Consider the following 17,381-nt stretch of genomic DNA (forward strand, 5'->3'; position numbering starts at 1 on the left):
GCGTAAGTCGTTGTTTCGACAAGGGCCGTCTACTGTGCATGGGGTTGTTTTCGCATTTTTTGCTTGCAGGCGGCCCGCACCTGCCGTGCGGCGGAATGCCGGCGCCCCAGCGCGATTGCGAAATCCGGCGTGACCGCTATTCATGATCTTCGAACGCGTCGCGCCAACAAGCCTGCACAAGCGGCGCTGCCGAAGTCCGGGGAGAGAGAACCAATGCAACGAACCATCCGCCTGCTGGTCGTCATCGCCGGACTATGCGCCGCTGCGCTGACGACGGAGGCATCGGCGCAGAAATATCCGGTGCGGCCGGTCAAGGTCATGGTCGGCTTCAGCGCCGGCGGGCCGGTCGATGTCGTCGCGCGCATCGTCGGCGATCGCCTGGGCAACAAGCTCGGGCAGCCCTTCGTGGTCGAGAACCGCGCCGGCGCCAACGGCATGATCGCCGCAGAGGGCGTCGCACGTGCGGACGGCGACGGCTACACCATGCTCGCCTGCAACTCGTCCACCATCACGCTCAACAAGACGCTGTTCAGGGATATCCGCTACGATCCGCAAAAGGACTTCGCGCCGCTCACCACCGTCGTCTCGGCGCCGCTCGTGCTCGTGGTCAATCCGGAGAATCCCAAGACGGCCGACATCAAGACAGTGGCCGATCTCGTCGCGGCGGCGAAGGCTGCACCCGGTGCGTTGGCTTACGGCTCGGGCGGCAACGGCAACCTTGCCCATCTCGCCATGGAGCTGCTGAGCCAGAAGGCCGGCATCAAGCTGATCCACGTGCCCTATCGCGGCGGCGCGGCTTCCGAGGTCGGCATCCTCGCCCAGGAGGTGCTGGCCGTGTTCGATCCGCTCTCCGCGGTGCCGCTGGTCAAGGCCGGCAAGCTGCGTGCGCTGGCGGTGTCGTCCGCCGAACGGCTGCCGGCGCTGCCTGATGTCCCGACTGTGGCGGAAGCCGGTTATCCCGGCTTCGACATCTCGTTCTGGGTCGGCTTCTTCATGCCGAAGTCAACGCCGGCGCCGATCCTTGAGACGCTGCACCGGGAGATCGTTGCGGCGGCGAGAGATCCGGCGGTCGCTGACAAGCTGGGCTCGCAGGGCGTCGTCAGCGTGCTGACACCGGCCGAGTATGCCGCGAAGATCACCAAGGAGACCAAGGAGCTTGCCGAGGTCGTCGTGGCCGCGGATATCAAGGCGGAGTAGGGACGCGGTCGCGTCGAAGGCGCGGGTGAGGTCGGCGCCTCAGCTCGCCGGGCGCTCGCGCTCCGCGACGCGGATGGCGCGGGCCTTGGTGCCCTTCGCCGCACGGACGGCGATCATGCTCCTGGCCTTGCCGCGAGCCGGGGCGTTCTTGTGGAGCAGGGAGACGAACCGTTTGCGCGCCCGGTTCGTTCTCAGGCGCGCGGCGAGCTGTTCGGCCTTGCGAATGAAAGCAGTCGCGGACGGCGTCAAGTTGACTGGAACCCAGGCGACGTGCCGGGCCTTGGAGAGACTGCCGATGCCCTCGCATGGCGCTTCGCGTGGCAGGTCGATACGGATCGCGAGCGCCTCGGACCGCTCGGTCCAGTCTTCGGCGTTGGTGCCGGTGACGATGCGGACATAGTCGCGGGTCTCTCGCGGCAGCTCGCTCTCCTTGGCGAGCCACTTCTGAACCCGGCCGGGACCGGCATTATAGGCTGCCGCCGCGAGGCCGAGATTGCCGAAATCATCGCGCAGCTTGCGCAGGAACCTGGCCGATGCGGGCAGCGCCTTGATGGGATCGAAGGGGTCGTCGAGCCCGACTTCGGCGGCCGTCTCCGGCATGAATTGAGCGACGCCCTGTGCGCCGGCCTGGCTGACTTCGTCGGACTTGAAGCGGCTCTCCTGCCAGAGCAGGCGGGCAAAGAACGGCACGGGAATGCCGCTGGCCTCGGCGGCCTGTCGAAGCGCATGGCAGAATCGTTCGGTCGATGAAACCGGCGCCTGTGCGGCAGCTTCGACGGCTGGCGGCGGCTCGATCGCTTGCTCAAAGGCAGCGCGCGCATTGGCAAGTTCGATGGCCTGCACGCTCGCGAGGAACAGCTCGACGACCGGAACGAGCGGGGATGCCTGAGTGTCTTGAAGGCGGGCGCTGTCGAAAGTCGATACCTGCCGCGACGCCGCGAGGTCGAAGTCGCACATCAGGATGAAAAGCGCGGCACAAGCCGCGACGACAAATCGCATCTCTGTGGAAGTCCTCGAACCGTGGGGAACGCGCGGCGACGCGCCGGTGACAAGGACTTGTTAACCGCAATTGCGGCGAAGCTGCGATTCCGCAAAGCGACCGGTGTTAGTACGGTGTTCCACTACGGGAAGCCATCGTCGTGTTCCCCGGAGCGTCCGGAGCTGCGACGAATGCCGGATGTATCGGTTATTCCTTCGGGAAATCCTTTCGCATCGCGATCTCGGCGGCATCGCCGGGCGACAGCACGGTCTGGTCGAAGGCCGCTTGCGGCGTCGTCATGATGTCGTAGAGCGAGATGCCTTTGATCGGCTTGCCCATCAGCTCGCGGACGCAGTCGGCCAGCGTGCCGTTGTAGACGAGATAGGGCGGACCCCGGTCCTTCTGCCGCTCACCCCTCAGCGACGGCCACTTCTTCAGTTCGGCCGGCGCCTCATAGGCGATCGGCGATCCCTCTTTGAACATGCGCTTCGCCCCGGTGGCTTGGATCGCGAGAGATCCTAGAGCCGCCGGGTAAACGCGCGTTAAAGAATTGGTTCAAATCAACCGGCAACGAAGGCGAGCAGGGTGCCGTTGGCCTTGGCCGGCGGCACACAGATCGCGGGCCCGCTGCGCACGGCTGCCGAACCCAGCGCCTTCTCGGTCGCCGCCAGATCGCCGCTGACGAGCACCAGCGCCGCGCCGCCGCGCTCGGACAGACCTGTGAGCGGCACGCCGGGATAGCGCTTTCCGAGCTGCTCCAGCGACAGATAGACGAAGTCGGCACGATCGCCGCCGGAGCGCACCGTGACCGCGCCATCGGCCTCGGCGAACGGCTCGCGGTCGATCAGCCGGCCAAGATGCGCGGCCTCCTTCGCGGGCTCGGGTGTTGCGATCAGCGCCTGCCTGATCCGCTTCGCCGCATTGGCGTGCTTCATCAGTTGGGGAATCCAGACCGTCTCGCGGGTCTTGTGCTGGCAGGCGAAGATGCGCACGCCCCCGGGCGCTTCCGCGGTCGGCCACATGAAGGTGCGGAATTTTGCCGCCGAGACCGTGCCGTCAGGCAAGGTCACCGGACGCTCGAAATCGGTCGGGCCGACAGGCGTGAAGCCGCGTGCGCGAATCTCTTCGGCGCCGGCAGTGGAATCGACCGCCGTGAAGGCGATGCGCTCGATGCCTTCGCCGCGCTTGTCGAGGAAGGCGCGCGCCGGCGCGTTGTGCTCGGTCGCGGCGAGCACGCCGAGCAGCTCCATATAATCGGGGTCGAACATGATGGTGTAATTGCCGGTGCCCATATGCGCGCTGTGGGTGCCGCGCGGCGACACGGTGAAGCCGAGCTGCCGATAATTCTCGGCGGCCTTGTCGAGGTCCTTCACCATGACCACGGCGTGGTCGATACCGATGACGTTCTTGAGGGCCACTTTTCTTATCCCCGAATGCAAGCTGACTTTGCGCCGCGGCGGCGGCTGGTCCTGTCTACGCCGGATAGGCGGCCAAGTCATTTTCAATTCGATGCGGATTACGGAATTTCGTTCCGCGAAATGCTTCGCCGACGCGCGGCAGCATCAGCGGGCTTGCTCGAGATAGGCAGCAAGGATCGCGCGCTCCTCGCTGGTCATTTCGGTGATGTTGCCCGGCGGCATCGCATTGGACCAGGCCGCGACGCGGCCGATCAGGCGGATGTTGCGGTGGATGTGCTCGGGCGCATCGAGCAGGATGCCCTTCGGCGCGGTGACGATGCCGACCCAGACCGGCTCGGCGGCGTGGCACATGCTGCAACGGGACGTCACGATCTCCTCGACGGCGGCGAGGGTCGGCTGCGCTGCCAGCGCGCCTGTCTTCACCTCGCGCGGGCCGGCTGCGGAAAGCAAGAGGATCGCAATCACGCCGATTGCAGCGACGCCCCACACCCACCATGGCGATTTGCGCCCGGCGTGGCGCTCGTTGAAGAAATGGCGGATCACGGGTCCCAGCGCCAGGATGATGGCGACGATGATCCAGTTGAAACGCGTGGCGTAGAGCAGGGGATAGTGGTTGCTGATCATCAGCACGACCACGGGCAGGGTCAGGTAGTTGTTGTGGACCGAGCGCTCCTTGCTGGCCTTGCCGAGCTTCGGATCTGGCGCCTGTCCCGCGATCAGGCTGGCCACGATCTTCTTCTGGTTCGGGATGATCAGCGCAAAGACATTGGCCACCATGATGGTGCCGATGATCGCGCCGATCTGGTTGAAGGCGCCACGGCCGCTCAGCACATGGGTGAAGGCGTAGGTCAGCGCGACCAGGAACAGGTAGCCGCCGATTGCAAAGGGCAATTCGCGCTGCGCAAGACCGGAACGGCAGGCGGCTTCATAGAGCAGCCACGCCAACGCGAGGCTGCAGAAGCTGAACAGCCCGGCCTGGAATGGCGTGAGGTCGAGGATCGACTTGTCGACCAGGAACAAATCGGCCTCGAGATAATAGACCACCACCATCAGCGCGAAGCCGGACAGCCAGGTGGTGTAAGCTTCCCATTTGAACCAGGTCAGCTCGTCCGGCATCTGAGAGGGTGCGACCAGATATTTCATGATCCGGTAGAAGCCGCCGCCATGGACCTGCCAGGCCTCGCCCTGCACGCCGTCGGGCAGGTCACTTCTGGATTTGAGGCTGAGGTCGAGGGCGATGAAATAGAAGGAACTGCCGATCCATGCGATCGCCGCCACCACGTGGAGCCAGCGCAGCAGCAGGCTCGCCCATTCCGATATGATGGATCCCCACATGATCATCCCGTCAAAAGCGACAGCGATGCCGCAGCTATGATGACCGCAACCTCCGCCCTACCAATGTGTCGCACCTATCCGCGACGTTTTCCAGTACGATGGGTTGGAGCCGATGCACATCGTGCGGGCATCGATTGACGTGGGATGCGGCAGGGCATTGTTGACCGGGAGGACGACTTGAAGAGCAGGATTTTGTCTGTCGCGATATTCGCGGGGCTGCTGGTTGCGACCGGTGCGCAGGCCGAGCCGGTGTTGCAGGGCAAGGACGCCTATGGCGACTGGCAGGCCGACAAGCCGGGCACAATCCGGCTGATCCGCCCGCAGGATCTGGTCAAGCCCGGTGCGACGCGGTCGGTGGCGAGCTCGTCGCGCGTGGTGCCGCGTCCGCCGGAGGCTGGGCTCCAGGTGCCGGCGGGATTCAAGGTCGAGCTGTTTGCCGAAGGTCTGCGCGCGCCGCGCATCATCAGGGTGGCGCCGAACGGCGATGTCTTCGTCGCGGAGACGCGGGCCGGCACCATCCGCGTGCTGGGCGCCGGGGAGGGCAACAAGCTCGCGACCAATGAAGTGTTCGCCAGCGGTCTGAAGCAGCCATTCGGCATCGCCTTCTTCCCGAGCGGTGACAATCCGCAATGGGTCTATGTCGCCAACACCGACAGCGTCGTTCGCTTTCCCTATCAGGCCGGCGATCTCAAGGCGCGCGGCAAGGCCGAGACGATCGTGGCAAGCCTGCCGCATGACGGCGGCCATTCCACCCGCGACATCGTCTTCACGCCCGACAACAAGCGCATGCTCGTCTCCGTCGGCTCGCTCAGCAATGTCGCGGAAGGTTTGGGCACGCCGCCGGGCGGAATGGAGGCGTGGTCGAAAGCGCAGCCACTCGGCGCGGCATGGGCCAGCGAGACCGAACGCGCCGCGGTGCTGGCTTTCAATCCTGATGGCAAGGAGCGGAAGATCTACGCCACCGGCATCCGCAATTGCGTCGGCCTCGCGATCCAGCCGCAGACGGGGCTGCCCTGGTGCTCGACCAACGAGCGCGACGGTCTCGGCGACGATCTCGTGCCCGATTACGTCACCAGCGTGAAGGAAGGCGCGTTCTACGGCTGGCCGTGGTTCTATATCGGCGGCAACGAAGACCCGCGCCATGCCGGCGCGCGACCCGATATCAAGGACAGAGTGACGGTGCCCGATGTGCTGGTGCAGCCGCATTCGGCCTCGCTCGGCATGGCCTTCTACCAGGGCACGCAGTTTCCGTCCGAGTACCAGGGCGACGCCTTCGCCGCCGAGCACGGCTCGTGGAACCGGTCGAAGCGCACCGGCTACAAGGTCATCCGCATCCGCATGAAGGACGGCAAGCCGACGGGCGAGTACGAGGATTTCGTCACGGGCTTTGTCGTCAGCGACACGGACGTTTGGGGGCGGCCGGTCGGCGTTGCCGTCGCAAAGGATGGATCGCTGCTGGTGTCGGAGGATGGCAACGGCACGATCTGGCGGGTGAGCCGACAGCCACAGTGACGGTGTACCCTCTTCCCTTGAGGGAGAGGGTGGCTTCGCGATAGCGAAGCCGGCACTGAGTTCGCTTCGACCTACCCCCGCCTCACGCTGGCCCCGCCATCTACCGGCAGCGTCACGCCGGTGATGAAGTTCGCCTCGTCCGACGCCAGGAACAGCGCGGCGTTGGCGACGTCCCAGCCGGTGCCCATTTTCTTGCGTAGCGGTACCTTGCTGTCGCGTTCGGCTTCGACCTCGGCGCGGGTCTTGTGCCATTCGCGGGCGCGGGTGTCGACGGCCATCGGGGTGTTCATCAGGCCGGGCAGGATGACGTTGGCGCGGATGCCGTATTCGGCATTCTGGTAGGCGAGCTGTTCGGTGAAGGCGATCATCGCCGACTTCGTCGCCTTGTAGGCGACGTAGGGATAATTCGTGATCGCCGCCATCGAAGAGATGTTGATGATGGCGCCGCTGCCTTGCGTACGCATGATCGGGATCACTTCTTTCGCCGCGAGAATGCAGCTCTTCAGGTTGATGGCGACGACACGGTCGAACGCTTCCTCGGTCAGTTGCAGCAGCTCGGCATCGCCGCCGGACAGGCTGACGCCGACATTGTTATGCAGCACGTCGATCCGGCCCCAGCGCGACTGTGCGTCCTTCACCATCGCCTTGATGTCGGCGGACTTCGTGACGTCGGCCCTGAAGGCCGCGGCGGAGCCATGTTTCGCGGTGATCATCGCCACCGTCTCCTGCGCAGATTCCAGATGATGATCGACGCACAGGACCATTGCGCCCTCGCGCGCGAAGGTCAGGGCGGTGGCGCGGCCATTGCCCATGCCTTCGCCGGGGCTCTGGCCGGCGCCGACGACGATTGCAACCTTGTCTTTCAGGCGCATCTCAGTTCACTCCCGGGATCGGGTACTGCTGGAGTACCTCTTTGTAATAGGGCTCGTTGTCGATCTTCATGGTGGCGAGCACGCGCACCACGCCGCAATAAAAGCCGATGGTCAGGACGAGATCGACCATGTGCTCGTCGGAGAGGTGCCGCTTGATCTCGGCGAAGGTGACGTCCGTCATTGCAAGCTGCCGAACCATCTCGCGGGCGCCTTTCAGGATCGCCCTGGCCAGCGGCTCGAGCTTCGAGGGCTTACCCTCGGTCTCCGCCATCAGGCCGGCGATGTCCTCGTCGGTGACGCCGAACTCCTTACCAATCTTCACATGATGGGTGAACTCGTATTCCGATTTTTCCATCCAGCCGACCTGGAGGATCGCGAGCTCGCGCAGACGCGGGTCGAGCTGGCTCTTGAAGCGGATATAGCCGCCGATGCCGTTGAAGGCGCGCGCCATCTCCGGCGAGTTGACCAGCAGCTTGTGCAGATTCGTGTTGCGCTTGAGCATGTCGCGATATTCGGGCGCGACCTGGTCGGCCTCGAGATAGGGCAGGCGGGCCATCGTGTGTTTCCTCTAATGTTCTTGTGACTCGCGTTCGGGGGCTTGCAGCGTGACGCCGCCGTCCACCACCAGCACCTGGCCGGTGATGTAGCGGGAAAAGTTGCTGAGCAGGAACTTGACGGCGTGGCCGACGTCCCAGCCGGTGCCTTCGGTCTTGAGCACGGAGGCTTCGGCGCGCTGGGCGCGGGCCTGCTCGCTCATGCCGCGGGCATAGACCATCGGTGTGTACATCGGGCCCGGGCAGATGCAGTTGACGCGGATCTTGTCGCGGCCGTGATCGACCGCCATCGCGCGCGTCAGGCCGATGATGGCGGCCTTCGACGTCGTGTAGGTCGTGAGCCCGCGCGGCCGCAGCGCCGAGATCGAGGAGATGTTGACGATCGCGCCGCCCTTGGCGGTCTTGATCATGGCGGGGATCGCGTGCTTGGAGAGCAGGAACATGGTCTCGACATTGACCTGCATGACGCGGCGATATTGTTCGGGCGCCTCGTCGACCACGCTGCCGCGGCTGCCGATGCCGACATTGTTGTCGAGGAAATCGAGCCGGCTCCAGCGATCGAGCGCAGCTTCGACCAGCAGCCGGCAATCGGTCTCGCTGGTGACATCGCCGCCATGGACCGCGGCCGTGCCGCCCTCGGCCGCGATCATCTCCACAGTGCGTTCGGCGAGCTTGAGGTCGCGATCGGCGACAAGCACCTTGGCGCCGGCACGGGCCAGCAAGATTGCTGCAGCGCGGCCGTTGCCGACGCCGTCGCCCGCGGCGCCGCCGCCGCTGATCAGCGCAACCTTGCCGGCGAGACCGGCATCGTCCTCAGGGCCCTGCATGTCGTTTCATCCCAATTATTTTCGTGCAGATTAGCAATCGCCCTGACAGGAGAGAAGGCCGGCAGTCCCGCGCAGATGCCATTGACATCGCATGGAATTGCATGCCGCCGGGCGGCACGGCAGGTGATTGAGCCGGGCATATGGCGGAACCGTTGTCACGCGCTTGCGTTTGTTGCGGAGCCTTTCCCGCGCTAGGCTGTGTCCAGGGGCTTCCCAACCGCCAGTGGCTTGCCGATGAATCTGCTTGACCCACAAGGGCCTGTGGCCGCGGCCAACAGCACCATTCTGGTCGATTCCGTCTTCATCATGCTCGTGATCGTGGTGCCGACCATTTTCGCGATTCTCGGCTTTGCATTCTGGTTTCGCGCCTCGAATTCAAAAGCGCGCTACCGGCCTGACTTCGTCTACTCCGGCCGCGTCGAGATGGTGGTGTGGGCAATCCCCGCGCTCACCGTCATTCTGCTCGGCGGCGTCGCCTGGATCGGCTCGCACCAGCTCGATCCCGCAGCACCAGTGCCGGGGACCGGAAGCCCCGTGCGGATCCAGGCGGTCTCGCTCGACTGGAAATGGCTGTTCATCTATCCGGACCAGCGCATCGCCACCGTCAACACGTTGACCGTGCCGGCCGGGGCCGAGCTGAACTTTCAGCTGACCTCGTCGAGCGTGATGAACACGTTCTTCATTCCGCAGCTCGGCAGCATGATCTACACCATGAACGGCATGGTGACGAAGCTGAACCTGCGCGCCGACAATGAAGGCAAGCTCAAGGGATTGTCGGCGCATTTTTCCGGCGACGGTTTTCCGGACATGATGTTCGACGTCAACGTGGTCTCGCCGCTCGCCTTTCCGGATTGGGTGGCGGCGACGGCGAAGTCCGACGCCGTGCTGAACGAGGACAGCTACAGGAAGCTGATGCAACAGGGCATCGAGAAGGGCAGGCCGACCTACCGTCTCGAAGACCCCAGGCTGTTCGACCTGATCGCAAACCAGCACATTCCGCCGGGGCCGGGGCCGGAGCTGATCTCCGATGCGGGACGTCCGCACAGTGGAGGGCACGATGCTCGGTAAGCTCGATTGGTCGGCCATTCCGTTCGATCAGCCAATACCGCTCATCGCCGGCGCGATTGTGCTGGTCGCGATCCTGGGCGTGCTGACCTGGGTCGTGGTGAAGGGGCACCTGCCTTATCTCTGGAGCGAATGGATCACCAGCGTCGATCACAAGCGCATCGGGGTCATGTACATCCTGCTGGCCTCCGTGATGCTGCTGCGCGGCGGCAGCGATGCCATCATGATGCGGATCCAGCAGGCGGTCGCCTACCAGTCGCAGGGCTATCTGCCGCCGGAGCACTACAACCAGATCTTCTCGGCGCACGGCACCATCATGATCTTCTTCGTGGCGATGCCGTTCGTGATCGGGCTGATGAACCTCGTCGTGCCGCTCCAGCTCGGCGTGCGCGACGTCGCGTTCCCGACGCTCAATTCGGTCGGGTTCTGGCTGACCGCGACCGGCGCGCTGCTGGTCAATCTCTCGCTCGTGGTCGGGGAGTTCGCGCGTACCGGCTGGCTCGCCTTTCCGCCGCTGTCGGAGCTGTCCTATTCGCCGGGCGTCGGCGTCGATTATTACGCTTGGTCGCTCCAGATCTCCGGCGTCGGTACGCTGGTGGCCGGCATCAATCTCGTCACCACGGTGCTGAAGCTGCGCACCAAGGGCATGAATTACCTGCGCATGCCGATGTTCTGCTGGACCACGCTGGCTTCCAACCTCCTCATCGTCGCGGCGTTCCCGATCCTCACCGCCACGCTCGCGATGCTGCTGCTCGACCGTTACCTCGGCTTCCATTTCTTCACCAACGAGGCCGGCGGCAACATCATGATGTTCATGAACCTGATCTGGGCCTGGGGACATCCGGAGGTCTATATCCTGGTGCTGCCGGCGTTCGGCATCTTCTCCGAGGTGGTGTCGACCTTCTCCGGCAAGGCGCTGTTCGGCTATCGCTCCATGGTGCTGGCGACCATGGCGATCTGCGTCATCTCCTTCATGGTCTGGCTGCATCATTTCTTCACGATGGGGGCGGGCCCCGACGTCAACGCCATCTTCGGCATCGCCAGCATGATCATCGCGGTGCCGACGGGCGTGAAGATCTACAATTGGCTGTTCACGATGTATGGCGGGCGCATCCGCTTCGCGACGCCGATGCTGTGGGCGGTCGGTTTCATGGTCACCTTCATCGTCGGCGGATTGACCGGTGTCTTGCTCGCGGTGCCGCCGGCCGACTTCATGCTCCATAACAGCATGTTCCTGGTGGCGCATTTCCACAACGTCATCATCGGCGGCGTGCTGTTCGGTGCCTTCGCCGGCTTCGAATACTGGTTTCCCAAGGCGTTTGGCTTCCGCCTCGACGAACGCTGGGGCAAGCTGGCGTTCTGGTTCACCTTCCTCGGCTTCTTCATCACCTTCGTCCCGCTCTACATTGCCGGCATGCTCGGCATGACCCGCCGCATGCAGCACTACGACGTCGCGGCGTGGCGGCCCTGGATGATCGTTGCAGCCATTGGCATGGCCGTGCTGACGATCGGCGTGATCTGCCAGATCGTGCAGATCGTGGTCAGCATCCGCAATCGCGAGGCGCTGCGCGACCGCACCGGCGATCCCTGGGACGGCCGATCGCTGGAATGGGCAACCTCGTCGCCGCCGCCGGTGTTCAACTTCGCCTTCAATCCCGACGTACGCGGCGAGGACGCCTATTGGGACATGAAGGCCCGCGCCCAGCAGCAATCGCTCGAACGCGACAGGCCGGACTATCAGGACATCGAGATGCCCCGGAATTCCCCGACCGGCTTCGTCTGCGCGTTCTTCGCCACCATCATGGGCTTTGCGCTGATCTGGCACATCTGGTGGATGGTGATTTTGGGTGGTCTCGGCGCGTGGGCGACGTTCGTGGTGTTCGCCTGGCGTGACCATGACGAATACGTCATTCCGGCCGAGGAAGTCGCATCGATCGACCGCGTCAATATCGAGGAGCGGCGCAACCTCGTCAGCATGGCGGGGGCAGCCCGATGACGATGACCGCGACCGCCGGCCACGCGCAGGCCGATCCCCATCACGTCGGGCTCGTCATCGAGCATCCCGGACCCGCGCCAAAACGGATCGTGACCGCCTACGGCTTCTGGATATTCCTGCTTTCCGACATCGTGATGTTCTCCTGCTTCTTCGCGGCCTATGCGGTGCTGTCTGGCCAGACCGCCGGCGGCCCGAGGGGCTCGGAGATCTTCGAGCAGAGAAACGTCGCGATCGAGACGGTCTGCCTGCTGTTGTCGAGCTTCACCTGTGGCATGGCCAGCATTGCTGCCGATGTGCGCAACCGGTTCTGGTTCTATCTCGGCATGACCGTGACTTGTCTGTTGGGACTCATATTCCTCGTGATCGAGTTCCGCGAATTCGCCGACCTCGTCGCGCGCGGCTATGGCCCTTCCCGCAGTGCCTTCCTGACCGCGTTCTTCTCGCTGGTCGGCTGCCACGGCCTGCATGTTTCGGCCGGCGTGCTCTGGCTGCTCACCATGATGGCGCAAGTGTTCGCGAAGGGCTTTCGCGCCGACGTCCTGCGCCGGATGATGTGCTTCGCGCTGTTCTGGCACGCGCTCGACATCGTCTGGGTCGGGGTGTTCTCCGTCGTCTATTTGCTTGGGAGCGCCGCATGAGCGATCAGAGCCACGTGCGAATCGACCATGACCTCGCACCGGGCGAGGAAGAACAACACAGTGTCGGCGCCCGGATCCTTGGCTACGTCGTCGGGCTCGCGCTCGCGCTGGTGCTGACGGCGACGTCGTTCTTCATCGCGGGCACCGATCTGGTCTGGCAGCCTTCCATTCCGGTGGCGCTGATCGTGCTGGCGATCGCGCAGATGGGGGTGCACCTGGTGTTCTTCCTGCACATCACGACCGGCCCCGACAACACCAACAACGTGCTGGCGCTGGCCTTCGGACTGCTGGTGGTCTTCCTGGTCGTGGGTGGCACCGTCTGGATCATGGCGCATCTCAACGCGAACATGCCGCCGATGGACCACATCATGCGGATGCAGTGACGGAGCCGCCCAAAAAGAAGAGCCGCTTGTTTTGACAAGCGGCCCAAGTCTAGGGAGGAAACGCCCAAGCAAGACAATCGGGCCGGAGCCGGATTGCTGCCAAGGAAACGCCCGCGCAAGCGCTTGCGTACACATACAAATGCAGCAACTCCCGATGAAGTTCAATTCCGGATCAATACGGTCCCGGACCACCACTCCTGGCTGCGTGAGCGACTTTGCTCACTTTGGCCGGCGGCAATTGTAGGCCTTGCGGAATCCGGCCGCCTGGGCGTCGTCCTCCGAGCAGAACCAGCGGTCCGGCTTGGTGGTCGCCGGGTAGCTCGGGCAGCCCCTCAGATGATAGATGCCGATATTGCCGGTGACGCGGGCGCGCACCGCGAGCTTGCCCTTGATGCTGCAACTCGGCGGCATCGTCAGGTCCTCCGGGAACAGCACAGCGCGGATTTCCTTGTCGCGGTCGGCGCGGCAGGCGGCGCCGAGCAGCGCGCCGTCCTTCTTGCCGGCGCGGAAGTCTTGCGGTGCAACGAAGCAACCCTTCCAGATTCCGGCCGAGGCCGTCTTGGCTTCGCCCGCCGCGGGCTTGACGTTCGCCTTGATCGGTTCGCGGGCGATGGCAAAGCCGAGCTTGACCAGCTGCTCGTTCAAGGTCGCCTTGTCGCCCTCGGCCGTGCAGATCGCCCGGTGCCGCTTGCCAAAACTCTTCTCCGGCCCGACATCGTCGCACCGCACGGAGCGCTTGTTGATCAGCTTCGCAAGCTGGTCGCGGGCCTCGATACCGCAGGTCCAGGGATCGGCGTGATCGTCGATGCAGACCTGGTCCAGCTCGGGCGCGTCGACGCCGTCGAGCCGGTAGGTGACGTCGCCAAGCTGGACGGAGTTGCCGTCACGGACTGTCGCGGCGGCGGTCAGCGCGGACGCCGGCTCGGCAGACGCCAGAAATCCGGACAAGGCGAAAAACAAAATCAGCGCAAAAGCGCGGGCGGCGGCAAAGACATTTCGGAAGGACATACGATCTCGCTATCGATGGCTCGTGCACCTCGTTCCTAGCATCCGGATGTGGCGATACCAATGGTCTGCGCCCTGCGAAGTGCGACATTCCGGCCCCGCGGCTTTACTCCCCGCCCGCTCTGACCCTATCGTTCGCAGGCCTTGCCGACCGTGCAGGCCGAATCGCCCGGGAAGCGGCGAGGGCGGGAGGACAAGATTGCGATGAAAGACCCCGTGGACGTCCTGATCATCGGCGCCGGCGCTTCGGGCGCGGCGGTGGCGTGGTCGCTGGCCGAGACCAAGATGCACATTCTCTGCCTGGAGCAGGGCGGCTGGATGAACCCGGCGGAATATCCCAGCACGGGCCGCGACTGGGAGGCCAAGTTCTACGGCGAGTGGTCGTCGAGCCCGAACGTGCGCGGCCGTCCCGAGGACTATCCAATCAACGACGACGGCTCGCCGATCAAGGTCGTGAACTATAATGCGGTCGGCGGCTCGACCGTGATGTACACCGCGCATTGGCCGCGGCTGCATCCCTCCGATTTCAAGGTGAGGACGCTCGACGGCGTCGCCGACGACTGGCCGATCGACTACGACGCGCTGACCCCGTTCTTCGAAGAGAACGACCGGATCATGGGCACGTCCGGTCTGTCAGGCGATCCGCTCTCGCCGTTGACGCATCCGCCGATGCCGCAACAGCCGATGGGATTGTCCGGTGCCATCATCGGCAAGGCCATGAACAAGCTCGGCTGGCACTGGTGGCCGTCGGATACGACGGTCGCGACGATGGACTATGAGGGCCGCGCGCGCTGCATCAATCTCGGCCATTGCACGCCGGCCTGCGCGCAAGGCGCAAAGTCCTCGACCGACATTACCTATTGGCCGCAGGCGATCCGCGCCGGTGTCGAGCTTCGCACCCATTGCCGGGTGCGCGAGATCACCACCGACGAGAACGGCATGGCCTCGGGCGTGGTCTATTACGACAAGGACGGCGTCGAGCAGTTTCAGCCGGCGCATGTCGTGATCATCGCCTGCAACGGCGTCGGCACGCCGCGGCTGTTGCTCAACTCGAAATCCGACCGCTTCCCGAACGGCCTTGCCAATTCGTCCGGCCTCGTCGGCAAGAATTTGATGTTCCATCCCTATGCGCAGATCTACGGGCATGTGAAGGAACCGACCGACTCCAACCGTGCGCCGCCGACCTGCCTGTGGAGCAAGCAGTGGTACGACACCGACCTGTCGCGTGGCTTCGTGCGCGGCTACGGCGTGCAGTTCGTGCGCGGCGCCGGGCCGGTGTTCGAGGCGGTCGTCAGCGAGCAGAGGGGAATTCTGCCCTGGGGCGAGGATCATCACCGTGTCTTCCGCAAGCTGAACGGCCACCGGCTCGGATTTTCCGCGATCTGCGAGGATCTGCCGGAGGAGCACAACCGGGTTACGCTGGACCCCGTGCTGAAGGACAGCCACGGCATACCCGCGCCAAAGATCAGCTACACCATCAGCGAGAATAGTCAGAAGATGATGGACTATGCGCTGGCGCGCGGCCGCGAAATTCTGGAGACCGCTGGGGCGACCGACATCTGCGTCAACTCTCCGATCCCCTGGGGCGGCTGGCACTTGCTCGGCACCGCGCGGATGGGCACCGATCCGAAGAAATCCGTCGTCAACGAATGGGGCCGCACCCACGACGTGAAGAACCTCTTCATCGTCGACGGGAGCATCTTCGTCACCTCGGGCGGCGTGAACCCGACCTCCACCATCCAGGCCCTCGCGCTCTACATCGCCGACCAGATGAAGCAGCGTTTGGCCAATTTGTTCGATTGAGGCGCGCGATGTGGATCCAGGCGAGCGGCGACCTCGGTGCACCTCTCCCGCTTGCGGGAGAGGTCGGCGCGAAGCGCCGGGTGAGGGTTCTTTCCTCTGGGGGAGTCCCTCCGTGGAGACACCCTCTCCCCAACCCTCCCCCGCGAGCGGGGGAGGGAGCAGACCTTCATCGTGGCGCCATAAGAGGACACAATGTCTGAGCAACTTTCCCTGACGCCGCGGCAGCGCGATGATCTCCGCGTCATTGCGGCGATGATCATTCCCGCCAGCGACGAATACCGGGTGCCTGGTGCCGACGATCCCGTGATCCAGGCCGACATGCTGGCAACGCTCGGGCGCGACACCAAATTGGTCACGGCGGCGCTGGATAATCTGGCGCGGTTGGCAGGAGCGCCGCTCGCCGAGCTCGATGCCGCGAGACGGGATGCGGTGGCGCAGGAGTTTCGCACCTCTGGCGGCGTCGCCGCCGCGACGCTCGTCCGTGTCGTGCTGCAATGCTACTACCGCGACGACCGCGTGCTGCGCTCGCTCGGGATCGAACTGCGCGCGCCGTTCCCCAAGGGTCATGTGCTGCCGGACGGCGACTGGTCGCTGCTCGATCCGGTCAGGGCGAGGGGCGGCTCGCTGAGGCAAGTCCCCTAGCCATCCGGGCAGTCCAGCCCTGCACTCCGGGGCGGGCACCTTGCGCGGCAAGGAGCAGGGCACCATCTGTGTGAGCCTCAAGGGACTCCTGCCATGTTGGACTTCACCTCGGATATCGTCGATGACGCCTCGTCATCGCGAACGACAGCATCTGCGCCGGCCGATGACCGGGCGTTGCTGGACGCCTATTCCAATGCCGTGATCGATGTGACCGACCGCGTCGGTCCCGCCGTCGTGCGGGTCGAGACTGGGCCGAAAGTGCCTGACAGACGCGAGCGCGGCGGGCTCGGCTCGGGCATCGTGATCTCGCCCGATGGCCTCGTCCTCACCAACAGCCACGTGGTCGGCACCTCGAAGGAGATCCGGCTGCGCGACGTGGAGGGCCATGTCGGCGATGCCCAGGTGCTCGGCGTCGACCCTGATACGGATCTGGCGCTGCTGCGGGCCAACGGCGCGCGCCATCTGCCTTATGCCGCGCTCGGCAATTCCAAGACCTTGCGCCGCGGCCAGCTCGTGATCGCGATCGGCAATCCGCTCGGCTTCGAATCGACCGTGACCGCCGGCGTGGTCTCGGCGCTCGGCCGCTCGATCCGCTCGGTCAGCGGACGCACCATCGAGGATGTGATCCAGACCGATGCCGCGCTCAACCCCGGAAATTCCGGCGGCCCTCTGCTGTCGTCGAATGCCGAGGTGATCGGCATCAACACCGCCATCATCAATGGCGCGCAGGGCATCTGCTTCGCGGTTGCCAGCAACACCGCGCAATTCGTGCTGTCGGAGATCATCCGTCACGGCTATGTCCGCCGCGCCTATATCGGCGTTGCCGGACAGACCGCGCCGGTGCCGCGGCGGCACGCGGTGCTGGCCGGCATTGAAAACAAGATGGGCGCGCTGCTCGCCCAGATCGAGCCTGACGGGCCCGCGGCAAAGGCGGGCTTGTTGCCCGGCGACGTCGTGATCAGGCTCGACGGTGTCGAGATCAACGGCGTCGACGATCTGATCCGCGTGCTTGACCGCGACCGCATCGGCCGGCGGCTTGCCATGGACGTGCTGCGGCTCGGCCGCCTGCGGGCGATCGACATCGATCCGATCGAGCGCAAGCCGGCGCGCTAGCGCCGGGCCGGCAAGGCGAGGTATGACGGTGTCATGCCTCGC

General features: G+C 64.8%; 17 protein-coding genes. 9 read left to right on the top strand and 8 right to left on the bottom strand.

Annotation, left to right across the window (positions count from 1 at the left end; all coding sequences use genetic code 11):
- Positions 1-213: 213 nt before the first annotated feature.
- Positions 214-1,197 carry a Bug family tripartite tricarboxylate transporter substrate binding protein gene (locus CIT40_RS09795; RefSeq protein ID WP_094892245.1) on the top strand — a complete coding sequence of 328 codons (984 nt, stop codon included), beginning with the start codon at positions 214-216 and terminating at the stop codon, positions 1,195-1,197.
- Between the two features lie 39 nt (positions 1,198-1,236).
- On the opposite strand, the gene CIT40_RS09800 is transcribed toward CIT40_RS09795, so the two are convergent.
- The 4 genes from CIT40_RS09800 to CIT40_RS09815 all read right to left on the bottom strand — a co-directional run bounded on the left by CIT40_RS09800 (position 1,237) and on the right by CIT40_RS09815 (position 4,929).
- Positions 1,237-2,196 (bottom strand): lytic transglycosylase domain-containing protein, encoded by a 960-nt coding sequence (locus tag CIT40_RS09800; protein ID WP_094892246.1) that lies wholly within the window; start codon positions 2,194-2,196, stop codon positions 1,237-1,239.
- Between the two features lie 187 nt (positions 2,197-2,383).
- Positions 2,384-2,659 (bottom strand): hypothetical protein, encoded by a 276-nt coding sequence (locus CIT40_RS09805; protein WP_094892247.1) that lies wholly within the window; start codon positions 2,657-2,659, stop codon positions 2,384-2,386.
- Positions 2,660-2,736: 77 nt separating this feature from the next.
- The gene (locus tag CIT40_RS09810) at positions 2,737-3,594 is read right to left on the bottom strand and encodes a VOC family protein (protein ID WP_094892248.1); all 858 of its coding nucleotides are present in this window, start codon (positions 3,592-3,594) and stop codon (positions 2,737-2,739) included.
- A 144-nt stretch (positions 3,595-3,738) separates the two neighbouring features.
- Positions 3,739-4,929, bottom strand: coding sequence for a urate hydroxylase PuuD (locus tag CIT40_RS09815; protein WP_094892398.1), 1,191 nt, complete (start codon positions 4,927-4,929; stop codon positions 3,739-3,741).
- A gap of 177 nt (positions 4,930-5,106) precedes the next feature.
- Between CIT40_RS09815 and CIT40_RS09820 the strand changes: the two genes are divergently transcribed.
- Positions 5,107-6,441, top strand: coding sequence for a PQQ-dependent sugar dehydrogenase (locus CIT40_RS09820; protein WP_094892399.1), 1,335 nt, complete (start codon positions 5,107-5,109; stop codon positions 6,439-6,441).
- A 71-nt stretch (positions 6,442-6,512) separates the two neighbouring features.
- On the opposite strand, the gene CIT40_RS09825 is transcribed toward CIT40_RS09820, so the two are convergent.
- Genes CIT40_RS09825 through CIT40_RS09835 form a run of 3 tightly spaced genes read right to left on the bottom strand, consistent with a single transcriptional unit; the run spans position 6,513 to position 8,694 of the window.
- The gene (locus CIT40_RS09825) at positions 6,513-7,313 is read right to left on the bottom strand and encodes an SDR family NAD(P)-dependent oxidoreductase (protein WP_094892249.1); all 801 of its coding nucleotides are present in this window, start codon (positions 7,311-7,313) and stop codon (positions 6,513-6,515) included.
- Position 7,314: 1 nt separating this feature from the next.
- Entirely contained in the window at positions 7,315-7,869 is a 555-nt protein-coding gene (locus CIT40_RS09830) for a carboxymuconolactone decarboxylase family protein (RefSeq protein ID WP_094892250.1), read from the bottom strand.
- A 12-nt stretch (positions 7,870-7,881) separates the two neighbouring features.
- Positions 7,882-8,694 (bottom strand): SDR family NAD(P)-dependent oxidoreductase, encoded by an 813-nt coding sequence (locus tag CIT40_RS09835; RefSeq protein WP_094892251.1) that lies wholly within the window; start codon positions 8,692-8,694, stop codon positions 7,882-7,884.
- Positions 8,695-8,928: 234 nt separating this feature from the next.
- Here CIT40_RS09835 and CIT40_RS09840 point away from each other — a divergent pair, with 234 nt between their 5' ends.
- The 4 genes from CIT40_RS09840 to cyoD are packed head-to-tail and all read left to right on the top strand — an operon-like array spanning position 8,929 to position 12,776.
- Positions 8,929-9,762, top strand: a complete 834-nt coding sequence (locus CIT40_RS09840) for a cytochrome ubiquinol oxidase subunit II family protein (protein WP_094892252.1) — start codon at positions 8,929-8,931, stop codon at positions 9,760-9,762.
- Positions 9,752-11,755, top strand: coding sequence for a cytochrome o ubiquinol oxidase subunit I (cyoB, locus tag CIT40_RS09845; protein ID WP_094892400.1), 2,004 nt, complete (start codon positions 9,752-9,754; stop codon positions 11,753-11,755). The genes CIT40_RS09840 and cyoB overlap by 11 nt, the downstream gene beginning before the upstream one ends.
- Positions 11,752-12,393, top strand: coding sequence for a cytochrome (ubi)quinol oxidase subunit III (locus CIT40_RS09850; protein ID WP_094892253.1), 642 nt, complete (start codon positions 11,752-11,754; stop codon positions 12,391-12,393). Before cyoB ends, CIT40_RS09850 begins: the two co-directional genes overlap by 4 nt.
- On the top strand, positions 12,390-12,776 hold the full coding sequence (cyoD, locus tag CIT40_RS09855) for a cytochrome o ubiquinol oxidase subunit IV (RefSeq protein ID WP_094892254.1): 387 nt from the start codon (positions 12,390-12,392) through the stop codon (positions 12,774-12,776). Before CIT40_RS09850 ends, cyoD begins: the two co-directional genes overlap by 4 nt.
- 219 nt (positions 12,777-12,995) lie before the next feature.
- On the opposite strand, the gene CIT40_RS09860 is transcribed toward cyoD, so the two are convergent.
- The gene (locus CIT40_RS09860) at positions 12,996-13,784 is read right to left on the bottom strand and encodes a thermonuclease family protein (RefSeq protein WP_094892255.1); all 789 of its coding nucleotides are present in this window, start codon (positions 13,782-13,784) and stop codon (positions 12,996-12,998) included.
- Between the two features lie 201 nt (positions 13,785-13,985).
- Between CIT40_RS09860 and CIT40_RS09865 the strand changes: the two genes are divergently transcribed.
- The 3 genes from CIT40_RS09865 to CIT40_RS09875 all read left to right on the top strand — a co-directional run bounded on the left by CIT40_RS09865 (position 13,986) and on the right by CIT40_RS09875 (position 17,339).
- Positions 13,986-15,584 (top strand): GMC family oxidoreductase, encoded by a 1,599-nt coding sequence (locus CIT40_RS09865; RefSeq protein ID WP_094892256.1) that lies wholly within the window; start codon positions 13,986-13,988, stop codon positions 15,582-15,584.
- A gap of 192 nt (positions 15,585-15,776) precedes the next feature.
- Positions 15,777-16,226, top strand: coding sequence for a gluconate 2-dehydrogenase subunit 3 family protein (locus tag CIT40_RS09870; RefSeq protein ID WP_094892257.1), 450 nt, complete (start codon positions 15,777-15,779; stop codon positions 16,224-16,226).
- 93 nt (positions 16,227-16,319) lie between these two features.
- Complete coding sequence (locus tag CIT40_RS09875; RefSeq protein ID WP_094892258.1) at positions 16,320-17,339, top strand: S1C family serine protease; 1,020 nt, start codon at positions 16,320-16,322, stop codon at positions 17,337-17,339.
- Positions 17,340-17,381: the final 42 nt, after the last annotated feature.

The organism is Bradyrhizobium amphicarpaeae (assembly GCF_002266435.3).
Taxonomy (GTDB): domain Bacteria; phylum Pseudomonadota; class Alphaproteobacteria; order Rhizobiales; family Xanthobacteraceae; genus Bradyrhizobium; species Bradyrhizobium amphicarpaeae.